Genomic DNA, 14,997 nt, shown 5'->3' on the forward strand with positions numbered 1-14,997 from the left:
GCGCAGGAAAGTGATGAATCCATCCGCTGGCGGTTTAGCTTGTCAGCCACCGCGCCAGCCACGGCCGGGGTAAATCGGGCGACAGGATTTTCGTGGGGCGATTGAGGCGCAAAAGAACCGCTTCTGCGGCCAGATATCCGCTGCGCACGGCTCCTTCCATCGTGGCTGGCCAGCCAGTGGCAGTCCAATCGCCCGCCAAAAACAAATTCGGCACCGCGGTTTGTTGGCGTGGACGTAAGTGTTCGCTACCCGGCAGCGGCGAAAACACCGCATGCTGCTGCGTAATGAGCCGCGCTTGCAGCAGCTTCGCCTGTGCTGCTTCCGGCAACACCTCGACCAGCTCTTGCCGCACTTGTGCGATAATTGCTTCGCGTGACTGCGAGGCCAGACCGCGCGAAGCGCTGATGACGATTTGAATATAATGCGCGTCCGCCGGCGGATCGTCAGCACCCGTCGAATTCGATTGCACGCCATGATTGAACACCCATTGGCTGGTGCGGCCCGGCAAAACCGCGTGCGGCAAATCAGTAATCGGCCGGTCAAACCACAGATGCACGGCGCTGATGGGGGCCGATTCCAAACCATCGGTCTGCTTTAATTCCGGCAGCGCGGCCCGCAGCCGGTCGGGCAATAATTCGCCCGCGCGCCGCCAGGGAACAGCCAACACGATATAGTCCACGGGCAGGCGCTGACCGTCGGCCAACTCAATTTCGTTCACGCCCTGGCTAGCGCCGATGATTTGTTTTGCCGCGCATTCCAGTCGCAGCGTTATGCCATGTTCGCGCAGCCATTGTTCCAAACGCCGGCCGTAGAATTCGCCCAATGGCACACGGGGAATCTGCAGCTGGCAGGCTTGCCGCGAGGCGAGGAAGGCATCGACAAACACTTTTCGCACCGGCGGCACGGCGGCGCGGTCCACCGTCTCGCTCAAGGCGCTAACGATGACAGGCGTCCAAAACAGATCAATCGCCCGCTGGGTTTGGCCGTGAGTCAGGAGCCAATGGCCAATCGTCGGTGAAGCCGCATCGTCTTTGATCGGCGTGCGTGCCAACTTTCGCAGCCCGGAAATAATGCCCAGCCTTTCTCGCCGAGAGAGATATTTCAACCGCAACAGCGACGGCAGCAAATGCAGCGGTGCGGGCAACCAGCGGCTGGGGGCGACATCGCAGCGGCGACCGTCTGGGCCAAAAAAATGGAGCGTTTGGTCGAGGCGGAGCAAATCGCTTAAGCCGGTTCGGCGGCAGAAATCGGTGAGATTTGTGCAGCAGCCGAGACTGACATGCTGGCAATGATCGACCCAGGCGTCGCTGGCCAAATCGCGGAACGATCCAGCCCGGCCGCCCAGTTGGCGACGTGCTTCGAACAGTGTGATGTTGAACTGGCCATCGGCCAACGCCACCGACGCGGCCAAGCCCGCCAATCCTCCGCCGACGATGGCTACTCGCGGGGCACCCGAGCGTTCTGACGACGTGCGGTCAACTGCTTCGTGTTCTGCCCCGTTCATGACGATACGGTTTCCCACTTCGATGCGGCGGATGGCGGTGTCGGTCGCGCCAGCAGTGCGCCGGCAGCGATGCGTGCTTTTTCCCACGGGCTAAGCCGAATGCGGCGGCGGAACACGTCGGCGGGGCGGCGCTTAATTTTCGCCAGCACGGCGCGGTAGGTGGCCGTCATCGCGCGGAACACGCGCTGGCCGTCGCGCTGGAGCAAGGGTTCGAGTTCAGCGGCCGCGGCATAAAATTGTTCAGCCCGAGTGATTTCGAATTGCATGAGATTAAAAAACGGGGAGTTATCGTTGGAGCCGCGGAGTTGTTGGGCAGTGTAACCGAAGCGGTGCAAATCTTCCTGCGGCAAATAGAGGCGGCCGCGCTGGGAGTCTTCGCGGAGGTCGCGCAGAATATTCGTGAGCTGGAATGCCACGCCGCAGCGGCGGGCCGGCTCCAGCGCCGCCGGACTGCGAAACCCCCAGATGTGAATGCACGCCAATCCGACGACTGACGCCACACAATAGCAGTATTGCTCCAAATCGGCGAAAGTTTCGTAACGGCGGCCGGCGAGGTCCATTTCGACGCCGTCGATGGCGGCGGTGAGATACTCCAACGGAATGCGGTAGCGAGCGGCGGTATCGACAAGCGCGGGAAGGATAAGATTGGCCGTGCAGTTGGAAGACGGCCGTTGCAGGCTTGCTCGTAATTCGATCAGTGCGGCGTGCCGGGCGGCAACGTCGCGGCGATCGTCGTCGGCCAGATCATCCACGTGGCGCAAATAGGCGTACAGGGCGCACATGGCCCGACGCTTGGCCCGCGGCAGCAGCAAAAACGAGTAATAAAAGTTCGAGGCAGACTTTCGCGCCAGCCGTTGGCAGAAGGCGTAACTGGCGGCAAGTGAGTTCACGGCCGCGCCTCCGACGATGGCGGATTTGCAATCCGCCGCCTTACAAGGCATGCGCCCAACAGCAGATTGAGCTTTTTCCACTTGCCTACTACCGGCCGGGTGTGCCACACGTTGTAATCAAGTTTTCGAATGGCCTGCAAAATCGCCCGCCCGCCATCGATGAACAATTGCACGCTGATTCGCAAACTGGGCGGAACCTGCGCCACCAGCGGCTGGCCGGCGTCGAAGAACGCTTCTGCCCGCGCAACCTCGCCGGCTAGCAACTCGCGAAATTGCGGATTGAACTCGCCGCGGGCGAACATAGCTTCTGGGTAACCCGCGCGGCGACAACTTTCTTGCGGCAGGTAAATGCGGCCGATGCGGTAATCGCGGGCCACGTCTTGCCAAAAATTCGCCAGTTGCAGGCCGGTGCAAATAGAATCGGCTAGCAGGCCGCGGGACTCGTCGTGGCAGCGGCCCAAATACAGCACCAGCCGGCCCACGGGATTGGCGGAATTGCGGCAGTAAGCCAGCAGATCGTCAAAAGTTTCGTATCGCGTGCAAGTTTGATCTTGCTTGAAGGCGATCAGCAAACTGCGAAACGGCTCAATGGGAATTTCAAACCCGCGAATAGTTTCCGCCAAGGCCACGAACACGGGATGGCTGGCCACGCCGCGATAACAATCGTCGAGTTGCGATTGCCACCAATCCAGCAGCAGCAAACTTTGCTGGCCGCCAGCGGTTTCATCGGCCAGGTCGTCCGACCAGCGGCAATAGGCGTAGATATTGCAAAAATGTTGGCGCAGTTGCGCCGGCAACAACCAACTGGCGACCGTGAAGTTTTCGTAATGACATCGGGCCAAGCGGCGGCAATACGTTTGCGCTGCGGCCAACGTGGGACACGGCTGCGCAGCGGGGCCCGGTCCGTAAAGCGCAAGTTCGTCAGGGAACGAAATTTGAGACATGCTGCGTGCTAGCGGTTTGCCGAAACTGCCTATCCGGGAAGTGGGCGGCACATTATGATAACGCATAGCGGCGTGGGAAGCATCGTTGTTCCAGACGAAAGAATCGTCATCTGATGAAAATTATTCTGGCCAGTCCGCGCGGGTTTTGTGCGGGCGTGAACATGGCGATCGACACGTTGGAAAAATCGCTGGGCATTTTTGGCGCGCCGGTGTACGTCTATCATGAAATTGTGCACAACAAGCACGTCGTGGAGCGGTTTCGCGCGGAAGGGGCCGTCTTCGTGGACGATTTGCACGAAGTGCCCGAGGGGGCGAATTTGCTGTTTTCGGCCCACGGTGTCTCGCCGGAAGTGCGGCGTGTGGCTCAGGAGCGGCGGCTGAATACCATCGACGCCACGTGCCCGCTAGTGACCAAAGTGCATTTGGAAGCGGTGCGGTATGCGAAGCAAGGTTACAAAATCATCTTGGTGGGCCATGCCGGGCATGACGAAGTGATCGGCACTATGGGGGAAGCGCCCGATGCGTTTTATTTGGTTGGGACGGCCGAGGAGGTCGACGGATTGGAATTTCCATCCAAAACCAAGCTGGCGTATCTCACGCAAACAACGCTCTCGGTCGACGACGCCAACCGCATCATTAAGCGGCTGAAGGAAAAGTTCCCGCACATCATTGGGCCGCCCAAGGAAGATATTTGCTACGCCACACAGAACCGGCAGGAGGCAGTGCGGCAGTTATCGTCCGAGGCCAACGTAGTGCTGGTAATTGGCAGCCAGAACAGCTCCAACAGCTTGCGGCTGGCGGAGCTGGCGTCCGAAACCGGCACGCCCGCTTATTTGATCGACGGCCCGCCGGACATCGAATTATCCTGGTTCCAGCCGGACTCGACGGTGCTCATTACCGCCGGCGCCAGCGCGCCGGAAACGGTGGTGCAGCAGTGCATCGAATTACTGAAACGGCACTTCGGCGCCACGGTGGAAGAACGCACGCTGCGCGAGGAGCAAGTGTTCTTTGCGCTACCGAAAGAATTGCGCGTACTGACGGGCGTAGAAAGATAATGACCAATGACCAAGTCGCAATGACCAGAAAATCATTGGTCATTGGTGCTTGTTGATTCGGGCTTTTCTTACCCGTGGATGTAGCTTTTCAGGTAATGGTTTTCCATCGTCAGTTGGTCATGCTGGTGTTTGACCAAGTCGCCGATGGACACAATGCCTGCCAGTTTTCCTTCGTCGTCGATGACCGGCAAGTGACGAATGCGGCGGTCGGTCATCACGCCCATGGCGTCTTGCACGCTGTCGTTGGGCGAGCAAGTGGCTAAATCAGCCGTCATTACGTCTTCCACACGAAGTTGCTCCAGCGGAGCCCGATGGATGGCGCAGGCTTTAAGGATATCGCGCTCGGTGATAATGCCCAGCAAGTGGCTGCAATCGTTTTCCTCGCAGACCACGAGTGAACCGCAATTGTTTTTGACCAGCTTTTGCACGACGTCGGCCAGCGTAGCATGGGGCGAAATGCTTAACACGCGGGAGCCTTTGTGCTGCAGAATTTGCGCAAGCGACATAACAATTCCTCGCTTTCCTGACCCAGATAAGAAATGCTGACCAGAAATGGCAGCCTCTTCTTTCAGCGCAGCCATGTTGAGTTGCCGCGCGCCGCTCCCATTACAAGCATAGAAGGAAAAGGAGCGGGCAGTCAAAGCGATTTTTTTGAAAATGGAAGTTTGTAGATGCAGGAATTGGAATGCGCTGAGACTGTGAAAAAAATCACGAACGGGAAGAGAATGACCAATGACCAAATCCCAATGACCAATATGCGGTTCAATCCAGCTAGGGCATTGCCGCTTAATCATTGGTCATTGGTGCTTGGGCATTGGTCATTGTGTTGTGCGGATCACCAATCGCACATCACCAATGGGGCTTCCCAGTGGTTCTTCAGGATCGATAATATAAACCGATGCAGATGGCGGCGGCTGCGCAACCGCAGAGTGCGGATCGACCGACACCATCAGCTCATTGGCGGGCTTTAGCAGCGGGGTAATGTCGGCCGAAAAGAATTGCCCCGGTTCAAGCCGGCCCAAATTCGTGCCGTTTAGCGAAATTTCGCCCAAAAAAATCCCCCGATCTACTTCCAGCGACACCCGCTCCCAGGTGTCCAAGCCCGTGGGGCATTTGAATCGCCGGCGATATGCCACTCGCCCCGGCGAGGCGTCAGGCAACTCTTCCCACGGCTGCCGCAGGCGAATCGGGTGGGGAATCATGGGGAAGACGGGAGGATGAAGGCAGAAGGCGGAAGGCGGAAGGGGGAACCCGGATAAGGCAGACGCAGGATTGAGGTGAAACACCTGGACGAAAACAGAACGCTATGCGTTTTACATTCTGCTTTCTGCCTTCTGCCTTTTCTACTGCGGCACGAACGATTCGACCACACTAATTTCGTGTGTCTGGCGGCTGTCAGGCTCGTAGCAACGGATGGTCACTTTGACGCCCCGCAGCGCAACAGGGTAGGGGGGCGAAGTTTCTGTGTTGTTGGCAAAATCTTGGAAGCCGGAGGCCGCCTGGTCGACGACGCCATTGCCGTCTTGATCCAGGCCATCGTGTTCGTAATAAGTCGACCAGGTGTCGAATGTGGCGGGCGTGTAGCCATACAATCCATAATCAGGCAGATTGCTGGTTAAATGATCGTCGAAGAGCCAGTTCTTGGTAAAGTCGGTCGGCGCTGCCGGTCCAGCGGATGGACTCGCGGCCACTAATTGCGACTTGGGATATCCGGTGGAGTAGAACGGGCTCATATTCTGCGTGCTGCAATCGGCCAGCGCCAAAAGCGGAATGGAGCCGTTGTTGACGCCCGCCACATTCTTCCCGCATGGTCCCACGGCATTCGCTGTCGTCGTTGTGGCGAGAGTAATGTACGAGCTATACAAATTGTTGGTTGCCGCCCAATTCAAATCGACAAAGGCGCCCGCGGCATCTGCAGTCGGATAAATATACAAGGACACTGGCGATATGGGCGTCGTCTTCAACTGCCCTGGTATTTTGGTAAACCCAAAATCGCCTGGCGCCACCGTTACCTGACTGGGCGATGTGCCCTGCAAATACACCGGCGCAGTGGGGTCCCACACTTGCACATCGAACGAAATGACATTTGTCAGCACGACATCTTGCCCAAAGCGGGCATTGCTTGTGTCAACGGTGTAAGTGCCGTTCGACAAACTGCCGCCTAGCGGAACCAAATAAGGCGGATAAACACGGTGCGGAAAACCGTTCGACGAAGCCGCGTTATTAACAAACGCATGGCCGAAGCGGCATTCGCGGTTCGTCAAATCGCCCAGGGTGTTGGCCACGGCGACGGGCGTGCCTGTGGATTCGTCGATGTGGGCTGAAATATCGTTGTTTTGATAGAACGTGCTCACGGGCATTTGCAGGCCGGCGGTTGTCGTCGGCGCGGCGCCGGTCAGCACGGTTTGATTGCCCTGATAGGTCGGCATCACCAAAAACACGCGGCGGTACAGCGTGAACATCGGCGGGTTGACTGGCGTGACGCCGTCGGACAGGAGCGTTGGCCGGAGGAACCAGACCACTTCGGCGACTTGCGATTGCACGGTTTGCGTTTTGCCGGTGGTGTCGGTATATAGTCCAGTAAATGGCACATCCTTGCTACGGACGGTGAACATTAGCACGTCGTCGGTGTCGCCCATCGGGTAGACGGTGTTCGGCGTGGCGGTGGTATCGGTCAGGTTGTAGGTGGCCGAGGCGGAATAGCCGGTGAGGCCCGGGTTCTGATCGCTGAGCGGGCCTTCGATAATTTCAAAATATCCGCCCCCGGCCGCCGGATCTTGCCAGGGAAGCATGTTGCACGTGTGGCCGGCTAAATCGGTCCGCAACCGCCCGGCCGCGCTTTGCATGCGGTTGGTCAGCTCGATCATCGAGCGGGCATCGCCGATGCGGCCGCCGACGTCGCTAAACAACTGCGTGTAAGCGAACATCAGCAAAATGACGCACACCAGCGAAATCAGCATTTCGACCAGCGTAAGGCCCTGACGACAACGGTGGCTTCGTTGTACTGGCATGGCGCGCAGAAAGCGGGCAAGGAAATTTGCGGGGGGGCAAGTGTGCATCGCTTCTCCAATCCGGCGGACCATAAGCCCCTATTGAATGGCCGAAAGTTCCGATTCATGGCCGCGTGCTGCCCTAGATCAATTCCACACCGAATCACGGCAAAAGTCAAGCAGGAAAGGGTTCAGGGTGTAGGACACAGGGGGCAGGGAAACCCCGCAACCATTCGCCGAACCCTGAACCCTAATCTATTGCCCGGCGGCCGGCGCCGGCTGCGTGGGCCGATTGGCCGGGACATTCGGAATTGGCCCGCCTGGATCGCCTTTCAATTGGAACCAGACGAGGGCCGCAACCGCCAATACGACCAGTGCAAAAAACCAATGCCGATGTTTGTGCAGAAAATGATACATGGGGTCCAGTGTGGATTGATGAGGGTGGTGAGACGGATTACATCTGAATGACCAATGTCCAAGCACCAATGACCAATCTGAAAATGCATCGCGCATTGGTCATTGTGGCTTTGTCATTGGTCATTTACCGCTTTCGGCTTTCCGACCGCCAGCGAAGCCACGATGGCAATTCCCAGCAGGGCGGCGATGACGGCCAACGAAATCCAAGGATAATCTTTGAACAAGTGTAGATCAAAAAAATACTCGGCCATCATCTTGCCGCCGACAAAAATCAACACCGCCGCCAGGCCGTAATGCAAATAGCGGAACAGGCCCATCACGCCGGCCAGCAAAAAGTATAACGCCCGCAGGCCCAAAATGGCGAAAATGTTCGAAGTGAACACAATGAACGGATCGCGCGTCACGCCGAAAATGGCCGGTACGCTGTCGACGGCAAACAGCACGTCGGTGCTTTCCACCACCAGCAGCACCAAAAACAGCGGGGTGATGCAGCGGCGGCTGTTCTCGCGCACAAAAAAACGGTTGCCGTGCGAACCACCGGCCACGGGCAAAAATCGCCGGGCTAACCGCATTATCAGATTGTTTTCCGGATGCGTCTCTTCGTGCTTCAAGGCCAACCGCAGCCCGGTGATAATCAACAGGCCACCGAATACCAGCAGCATCCATTCGAAGTATTCCAGCAAGGCGGCGCCCACCAGGATGAATGCCAGACGCATGAAAATCGCGCCCAAAATGCCCCAAAACAACACTCGATATTGATACTCCAGCGGTATCTGAAAAAACGTGAAGATGACGGCAAACACAAACACGTTATCCATCGACAGCGACCATTCGACGAGATAACCGGTCAGGAATTGCACGGCCGCGGTTGAGCCGCCCCAGCGCCACACCAAACCGTTGAAGGCCAACGCCAATGCCGTCCACACGGCGGTCCAAAAAGCGCTTTCTTTCAGCGTCGGTTCCCGCGAGTGGCGATGAAACACCCCCAAATCCAGCGCCAGCATCACCGCCACAAACACGCCAAACGCCACCCAATGCCACCACTGGGCCTGAATGCCGGAGGGGAGTGCGGCGGCGGTTTGCTCGGCCAACAGACGACCGATCGAAATTTGAAACGCAGCGTGCATGGTGGGCAGTGTTTACGGCGACCGGCGGGATGTAATCTCGATACGACAGATACCAAAATCGTGCAACCTCCGGCGAATCATAGGTTTAACCGACGGGGGCAACAAGGCGAAGCGAACCGCGGGAATCAGCCGATTGTCGCAGGTATTGGCGCATTGGCAGAGAGGCCAATCGCTTGACCCGCTACGGTCGATCATCTAAAGTTGCGGTAGAGAGATGGTCGAAAAGCAGTAGGCGGTTTTTTGGAGTTGGGGCAGGTTTCGGGCAGTTGTTTTTAGCAGGATTATACGACGATGTGCGAACCACGGCTGTTGTTGTCCAGCTTGTTGCTTACAGATTTATTGCTTACTGGGAGTAGGCCGTAGGGTTCGTGCATTCACACGATATCATCAGAACCCCAAGGCCACACCAAAGCCTTGGGGTTTTTTGTTGGATTTAGCGATTCGATTTCATAAAGCCGCGACCGGTGGTCGCGCGGAAGTGGAAAAGTTTAATGTGTGCCAAGCGCGACCAACGGTCGCGGCTTTATGGCGGAGATAAAATCAATGGTTGCATCGTGCTTCATTTGTGCATTTCGCACGCAGCCCAGTAGGGCGTGGTTGGTATTGCTCCGGCCCGGGTTGTGAACCCGGGCAGAAGCCCGGGGGTTGCAACCCCCGGGGCTTGAATGACGCAAAAACTCGTATCGACGTTTCTCCACTCCGCAATTCCAACGACACAAAGCCATAAATCATGACTGCACCATCAACTAAAACATCGGAACCGAAATCTGTTTCAGCCGAATCGTCCATCAAACCCGGCACGGTCATCGGCGGCTCGTCGGTGCCGCCACGGCCCATTCGCATTTTTGACACCACGCTGCGCGACGGCGAGCAATCGCCCGGCGCCAGCATGAACATTCACGAAAAAATGGAAATCGCCCAGGCGCTGGTCGACCTGGGCGTGGATATTATCGAAGCCGGCTTTCCCATTGCCTCGCCCGGCGATTTCGAAGCCGTGCGGCAAATTGGCGAGAACATTCGCGGCGCTACCATTTGCGGCCTGGCCCGCTGCAACGACGCCGACATCGACCGGGCCTGGGAATCGCTGAAAGGCGCGCCCGACGCCCGGATTCACGTGTTCCTGGCGACCAGCGCCATTCATCGTGAATTCAAACTGAAAATGGACAAGGACGAAATCATTCGCCGGGCCGTCGCCGGCGTGAAGCGGGCCGTAAGTTATTGCGACAACGTGGAGTTCTCGCCGGAAGATGCGGCCCGCACGGAAGTTGATTTTCTGTGCCAGGTGGTTGAAGCGGCAATTGCCGCCGGGGCCACCACGGTCAATATTCCCGATACCGTCGGTTACGCCACGCCGGCGCATTACGGCAACGTGATTCGGACGCTCAAAGAACGTGTGCCGAACATCGACAAGGCCGTCATCAGCGTGCATTGCCACAACGACCTTGGTCTGGCCGTGGCGAACAGTCTGGCCGGCGTGGAAAACGGCGCTGGGCAAGTCGAATGCACCATTAACGGCATCGGCGAGCGGGCCGGCAACTGCTCGCTGGAAGAAATCGTGATGGCCCTGCGCACCCGGCACGATTATTACCATGCCGGCACGCGCATCCACACGCAGCGGCTGGTGCCGACGAGCCGGCTGGTTTCCAACATCACAGGCATTCAGGTGCAGCGCAACAAAGCCATCGTCGGCCGCAACGCTTTTGCGCACGAGGCGGGCATTCACCAGGACGGCATGCTCAAAGAGCCGCGTACCTACGAAATTATGCGGCCGGAAGACGTAGGGCTTTCGAAAACCGACTTGGTCCTCGGCAAGCACAGCGGCCGGGCGGCGTTGGCCGATCGGGCCCGGGCGCTGGGTTTTCATCTCACCGGTGAGCAATTGCAAACCGTGTTCGACCAGTTCAAGCAACTGGCCGATAAGAAGAAAGAAATTTACGACGGCGACATTGCGGCTCTGTGCGAACAGCAAATTTTGGACGTCCCCGAAACGTGGACGCTGGTATCGTACAAAGTGAGTTGCGGCACCGTGGGCAAGCCGAGCGTGCAGTTGGTGCTAAAGCGCGGCGATCAGCAGTTCGTCGAAGAAATGACCGCCGGCGATGGGCCGGTGGACGCCATTTTTCTGGCGATCGAAAAAATTACCGGGCTGGCCGTCCGGTGCCGCGATTTCCGGGTGCATTCGGTCACCGTGGGCAAGGACGCTCAAGGCGAAGTGAATGTGGAGATTGAACACAACGGCCAAGTATACCGAGGCCGCGGCGTTTCGACCGACAGTGTGGAAGCCAGCGCCCTGGCGTTTTTGAACGCGGTGAACCGCGTGGCAGCCACCCCCGGTGGACGATTACATCCGCAGCACAGCGGCATGTGAATCGTCGCGCCGAAAGCGATTCTGCTAAACCGCTAGCGGTTTAGCAGAAATCACCGGTAAGCGATACTCGACTTTGATAAGCGACGAGTCGACATTCGGTCGCTTTACCCCAGCCACGCCGGGTTGCGCGCCGTGCCGTCGAAGCCGCTCGTGGTTTTGAAGCCCTCGAACCGGCCATGCTGGGCGGCGTCGTCGGTGCGGGCCAGCAGTGTTTGCAGCGCACCGGCATCCAACGGCTGAAATGTTTTCACGGCGTCCAGCGCTTGGTCAAGTAGTTTCATCGAGTCCATGCCGGTGATGACGACTGAAGTGGGCATGGCCATAGCGTAATGCAGACATTCCGTGGCGTTGACCGTGTTGCTGCGCAGAATGGCGCCGCCGGCGAGCGGCTTCATTCCCAGCAGGGCGATTTCTTGCTCCATGAGTTCGGGCACCACATGCTGCACGAAGCTGCGAAAATGGGCGTCCATTACATTGATGGGCATTTGCGCCGTGTCGAAATGAAAATCGTGCTCTTGGGCGACTTCCAGCATGCGTAAATGCACCAGCGGGTCTTTGTGGCCGGTAAAGCCGATGAATCGAATCTTGCCGGCTTTCTTGGCTTCGTCGAAGGCATCACGCGTGCCGCCGTCGGCAAAAAAACGGTCTGGATCTTCCAGGCGAATGTTTTCGTGGAATTGCAGCAGATCAATGTGATCAGTCTGCAGCCGTTGCAGGCTTTCGTCCAGTTGTTGGGCGGCGGCTTTTTTTGTGCGCCCGTCGATTTTTGTCATCAGGAATACTTTGTCGCGGTAACCGTCTTTCAAAGCGTTGCCCATGCGGCGTTCGCTGTCGCCATCGTGATAATCCCAGCAGTTGTCCATGAAGTTGACGCCGCGGTCAATGGCCGTGCGAATCAGCTTGGTGGAATCACTTTCATCCTTGAAGTTGCCAATGTGATAGCCTCCCACGCCAATGAGCGAAACTTCTTCCCCTGTGCGGCCCAATTTGCGATATCGCATCTCGCCCCGCACGGTTTCCGGCGGCCGCTTTTGCGCGATGGCAGAAATGGTAGCGGCAACAGATCCAGTCGGCGCAGTTTCCGCGGCGGCAGCGACATCGCCTGCGGCCAGCGATTCGACGAAAGCCAATACAGAGCCCGATCCGGCGGCGGCCACGCTGATGCCTTTGAGTACGGTGCGGCGCTGCATAGTGACCTCCCCATCAATTCAAAGCGACCGGAGTTATTTCAAACCAGCTACAAGATAGCAATTCCGAAGCAGGTTTGTCAGGCGGGGCAATTTTCGTGCCCAGGATGCAGTTGGTTTACGCTACAAACGCCAGCCAGTAAAAAATCCAGCCGGTAACGGCCGTCAACAGCAAGTCGATCGCCGCCAGTCGGGCCCAAAAAATGTGCCGGCCGCTGTACGGCGACGGCCCCGGCGGCTGCGGCACATTGCGCAGCGCGCCGATCACTACGTACAGCCAGAGAAAAAACGTCGAGATGGAAAAAATCAGATGGACGTACAGGCTCGTTTTTACTTCGCCGGGCCAATACGGCGAGGGCATGGCCCGAGTTTGCCAGCCGCTGATGAACTGCATGTCGATTTCAAACGCCGCCACCGCCGCGAGCAGGATGATGGCCAGCGTCAATTGAATCCGCTTGTGCCAGGCGTATTGCTTGCGAAATCGGGCCAGCCCGATGCTGACACCCAGCACGGGAAGCACAAGGAACATGGCCAGAAACACCACGTCGAGCATAATGGACGCGCGGGTCCCCAAAAAACCGTTGATGCCGGCGAAATCGGCCAGTACGGCGGGCCAACATAATAAAACGAAGGTGTTCAAGGCCTGGCACGTGCTCCCGTCTACGGCATTTGCGCGGTCTGCACCAGCGTTAATAAACCCTGCTGTCCGGCGTCGTTAAGACTTTCGCCGTGATTGCAGGCGACAAATACACGCTCGCCGACTTTGAACACAATCACGTCCGCTTTGCCCGGATCGCCATCGTCGGCTTCTTCGCCGACGCCGACCATCCGTTTGGCGGGCGAGCGGGCGATAGTTAATTCAGTCGTCTGATCAGGCTTGAAATTCTTAAACTCACTCACGATTTGCGAGCTGACGTTTTCCACCGCCTCCTCCACCGATTTCGCTCCGCTCGCCAGCCAGACCTCGACATAAAATTTTGGAGCGTCGAATTTAAGCTCGCCGTCCTCCGCCACGCATTTGGTGCCGCCCGGCGCTGTTAGCTTCAGCACATTGGCTCCGCCAGATTGCATCACAAAATCTTTCGTGTCTGCAGCGTTCTCTGCTTGTGGTGCTGCGGATGGTGGTGTTGCTGACGCGGCGGGTTTTGTATCCGTGTTCGAACCACACCCACTGAGCATGCCGGTCACGACGATGAACCACACTCCATAGATGAAAGCTCGCATAAATCCTCTCCGGTTGAATTCAGTTGAGCGGGCAGCGACCGTTCACTGTATCTGAGCAAATTTTGGCCAACGCCGCCAGAGCCAAGTCCGAAAGCATCGCATGGCCTGGTGAGTTGCGAAGCCGAGCACCGGCCGCGTGTTGACATGTTTCCAGAAGTTGTCAGCAAGTCGCATTGGCGATAACATGCGGATACGAAATTTACGGCCGAGTGGCGGAATGGCAGACGCAAAGGACTTAAAATTCAGACGAGAAAATCGCCTTCCTCGTATTCTTCGAATAAACCGTGGTTCTACCTTCCAGCGTTTCCAGCGTTTTATTCCCTTTGCGGCCAATTCTGTGATGGAATTGTGTGATGGCCGAACCCATCCGGTGTCCACTGCAAGTGCCTCCAGATGTATTTGGTGAACCAGCCGCACGGCTGCCTTGCCATCCGGCTGGCCTCCGTTGCGGGAATGAGGGTGTTGAATCGTAGGAAGCGACGGTGCCTGTCGCCGACCGGCACGAATGCAACACAAACCCAATCCTGCCCCGGATTTTCCCCGGAATACTCGAAGCCCAATGAAAAAGGGACTCACGTTCTTACGTCGCAAGACCTTTTCGTTTCAACAGTATCGGAGAGAGGACTTGAACTTCCACACCCTTACTGGCACTGGATTTTGAGGCCGCTCGAACAACGTTACATCTGCATCGCTACTGCATTGCTTTAACTGCCTTATCTGGGCACTCATCCCAGTAGTGAGACGGGCAATGTCAAGCGGCCTTCCGCTCTACTCGTGCTGACTGCCGGCTTCAGACACCTCGGCCGAATCGATTGGCCCTTGCACGCTGATCGTCGCGGGCGTTTCTGAGGGACCAAGGGTATCCTGGCAATGGTTTGGGGCGCTTTCCATTTTGGCCAACCATTCGCCAGCCAGCCGGCCGATCGACTCCGCCAACCGCATGAAAAATAAGTTGTGACAATCAGGGACAGTGGATTTTGCTTCGTCGTCATCTTTCTGCACAGTGGTGACCTCCGGATATTCTATAAATTTTTGATAATTGGCGCGACTTTAAACCTGCGAACCATCGGCGATTCAACGCCTGCATCGGCACCATGGCCGCCTTCGAGTGCGGCGTTTGCAATGTGGACCAGGACCGACGCCACCGGTGTGACCCCCTTCCCGAAAACTGATCCAGGGAATATGAGAGAATCCAGCCGGCCCATTGGGCCGGAAAGGATTCGCGATGAAGAAGCGACATGGTGCGGAGCAGATCGTAGGTCTTTTGCGTCAAGCGGATGTGGCCTTGGGG

The 14,997-nt window shown here is 57.5% G+C and carries 14 protein-coding genes; 2 read left to right on the top strand and 12 right to left on the bottom strand.

All coding sequences use genetic code 11. The features are described from left to right. Positions 1-34 precede the first annotated feature (34 nt). The 3 genes from hpnE to hpnC are packed head-to-tail and all read right to left on the bottom strand — an operon-like array spanning position 35 to position 3,338. Positions 35-1,591, bottom strand: coding sequence for a hydroxysqualene dehydroxylase HpnE (gene hpnE, locus VMJ32_08030; GenBank protein ID HTQ38961.1), 1,557 nt, complete (start codon positions 1,589-1,591; stop codon positions 35-37). After that, entirely contained in the window at positions 1,501-2,394 is an 894-nt protein-coding gene (locus VMJ32_08035) for a phytoene/squalene synthase family protein (GenBank protein ID HTQ38962.1), read from the bottom strand. The genes hpnE and VMJ32_08035 overlap by 91 nt, the downstream gene beginning before the upstream one ends. Then, positions 2,391-3,338, bottom strand: coding sequence for a squalene synthase HpnC (gene hpnC, locus VMJ32_08040; protein ID HTQ38963.1), 948 nt, complete (start codon positions 3,336-3,338; stop codon positions 2,391-2,393). Before hpnC ends, VMJ32_08035 begins: the two co-directional genes overlap by 4 nt. Positions 3,339-3,451: 113 nt before the next feature. On the opposite strand from hpnC, the gene ispH reads away from it, so the two are divergent. Beyond that, entirely contained in the window at positions 3,452-4,393 is a 942-nt protein-coding gene (gene ispH, locus VMJ32_08045; GenBank protein HTQ38964.1) for a 4-hydroxy-3-methylbut-2-enyl diphosphate reductase, read from the top strand. 68 nt (positions 4,394-4,461) lie between these two features. Here the strand turns inward: ispH and VMJ32_08050 are convergent, their stop codons facing one another. The 5 genes from VMJ32_08050 to VMJ32_08070 all read right to left on the bottom strand — a co-directional run bounded on the left by VMJ32_08050 (position 4,462) and on the right by VMJ32_08070 (position 8,927). Next, positions 4,462-4,899, bottom strand: coding sequence for a CBS domain-containing protein (locus tag VMJ32_08050; protein ID HTQ38965.1), 438 nt, complete (start codon positions 4,897-4,899; stop codon positions 4,462-4,464). Positions 4,900-5,211: 312 nt separating this feature from the next. Then, positions 5,212-5,595: a hypothetical protein gene (locus tag VMJ32_08055; protein HTQ38966.1), complete on the bottom strand. Its 384-nt coding sequence runs from the start codon at positions 5,593-5,595 to the stop codon at positions 5,212-5,214. A gap of 141 nt (positions 5,596-5,736) precedes the next feature. Next, positions 5,737-7,404, bottom strand: coding sequence for a hypothetical protein (locus tag VMJ32_08060; GenBank protein HTQ38967.1), 1,668 nt, complete (start codon positions 7,402-7,404; stop codon positions 5,737-5,739). A gap of 234 nt (positions 7,405-7,638) precedes the next feature. Then, on the bottom strand, positions 7,639-7,800 hold the full coding sequence (locus VMJ32_08065) for a hypothetical protein (GenBank protein ID HTQ38968.1): 162 nt from the start codon (positions 7,798-7,800) through the stop codon (positions 7,639-7,641). 113 nt (positions 7,801-7,913) lie between these two features. Next, positions 7,914-8,927 carry a TerC family protein gene (locus VMJ32_08070; GenBank protein ID HTQ38969.1) on the bottom strand — a complete coding sequence of 338 codons (1,014 nt, stop codon included), beginning with the start codon at positions 8,925-8,927 and terminating at the stop codon, positions 7,914-7,916. 730 nt (positions 8,928-9,657) lie between these two features. Here VMJ32_08070 and VMJ32_08075 point away from each other — a divergent pair. Further along, positions 9,658-11,295, top strand: a complete 1,638-nt coding sequence (locus VMJ32_08075) for a 2-isopropylmalate synthase (GenBank protein ID HTQ38970.1) — start codon at positions 9,658-9,660, stop codon at positions 11,293-11,295. Positions 11,296-11,399: 104 nt separating this feature from the next. On the opposite strand, the gene VMJ32_08080 is transcribed toward VMJ32_08075, so the two are convergent. The 4 genes from VMJ32_08080 to VMJ32_08095 form a co-directional block, all read right to left on the bottom strand. After that, positions 11,400-12,485 (bottom strand): aldo/keto reductase, encoded by a 1,086-nt coding sequence (locus VMJ32_08080; GenBank protein HTQ38971.1) that lies wholly within the window; start codon positions 12,483-12,485, stop codon positions 11,400-11,402. 115 nt (positions 12,486-12,600) lie between these two features. Next, positions 12,601-13,122 carry a DUF420 domain-containing protein gene (locus VMJ32_08085; protein ID HTQ38972.1) on the bottom strand — a complete coding sequence of 174 codons (522 nt, stop codon included), beginning with the start codon at positions 13,120-13,122 and terminating at the stop codon, positions 12,601-12,603. A gap of 20 nt (positions 13,123-13,142) precedes the next feature. Continuing rightward, the gene (locus VMJ32_08090; protein HTQ38973.1) at positions 13,143-13,706 is read right to left on the bottom strand and encodes a hypothetical protein; all 564 of its coding nucleotides are present in this window, start codon (positions 13,704-13,706) and stop codon (positions 13,143-13,145) included. Positions 13,707-14,474: 768 nt separating this feature from the next. Further along, positions 14,475-14,708, bottom strand: coding sequence for a hypothetical protein (locus VMJ32_08095; protein ID HTQ38974.1), 234 nt, complete (start codon positions 14,706-14,708; stop codon positions 14,475-14,477). Positions 14,709-14,997: the final 289 nt, after the last annotated feature.

This window comes from Pirellulales bacterium, assembly GCA_035499655.1.
In the GTDB taxonomy this organism is placed as follows: domain Bacteria; phylum Planctomycetota; class Planctomycetia; order Pirellulales; family JADZDJ01; genus DATJYL01.

Coding starts and splice junctions, on each gene's coding strand:
- hpnC (HTQ38963.1), bottom strand. CDS start 3,338: ATGTCTCAAATTTCGTTCCCTGACGAACTTGCGCTTTACGGACCGGGC.
- ispH (HTQ38964.1), top strand. CDS start 3,452: ATGAAAATTATTCTGGCCAGTCCGCGCGGGTTTTGTGCGGGCGTGAAC.
- VMJ32_08050 (HTQ38965.1), bottom strand. CDS start 4,899: ATGTCGCTTGCGCAAATTCTGCAGCACAAAGGCTCCCGCGTGTTAAGC.
- VMJ32_08055 (HTQ38966.1), bottom strand. CDS start 5,595: ATGATTCCCCACCCGATTCGCCTGCGGCAGCCGTGGGAAGAGTTGCCT.
- VMJ32_08060 (HTQ38967.1), bottom strand. CDS start 7,404: ATGCCAGTACAACGAAGCCACCGTTGTCGTCAGGGCCTTACGCTGGTC.
- VMJ32_08065 (HTQ38968.1), bottom strand. CDS start 7,800: ATGTATCATTTTCTGCACAAACATCGGCATTGGTTTTTTGCACTGGTC.
- VMJ32_08070 (HTQ38969.1), bottom strand. CDS start 8,927: ATGCACGCTGCGTTTCAAATTTCGATCGGTCGTCTGTTGGCCGAGCAA.
- VMJ32_08075 (HTQ38970.1), top strand. CDS start 9,658: ATGACTGCACCATCAACTAAAACATCGGAACCGAAATCTGTTTCAGCC.
- VMJ32_08080 (HTQ38971.1), bottom strand. CDS start 12,485: ATGCAGCGCCGCACCGTACTCAAAGGCATCAGCGTGGCCGCCGCCGGA.
- VMJ32_08090 (HTQ38973.1), bottom strand. CDS start 13,706: ATGCGAGCTTTCATCTATGGAGTGTGGTTCATCGTCGTGACCGGCATG.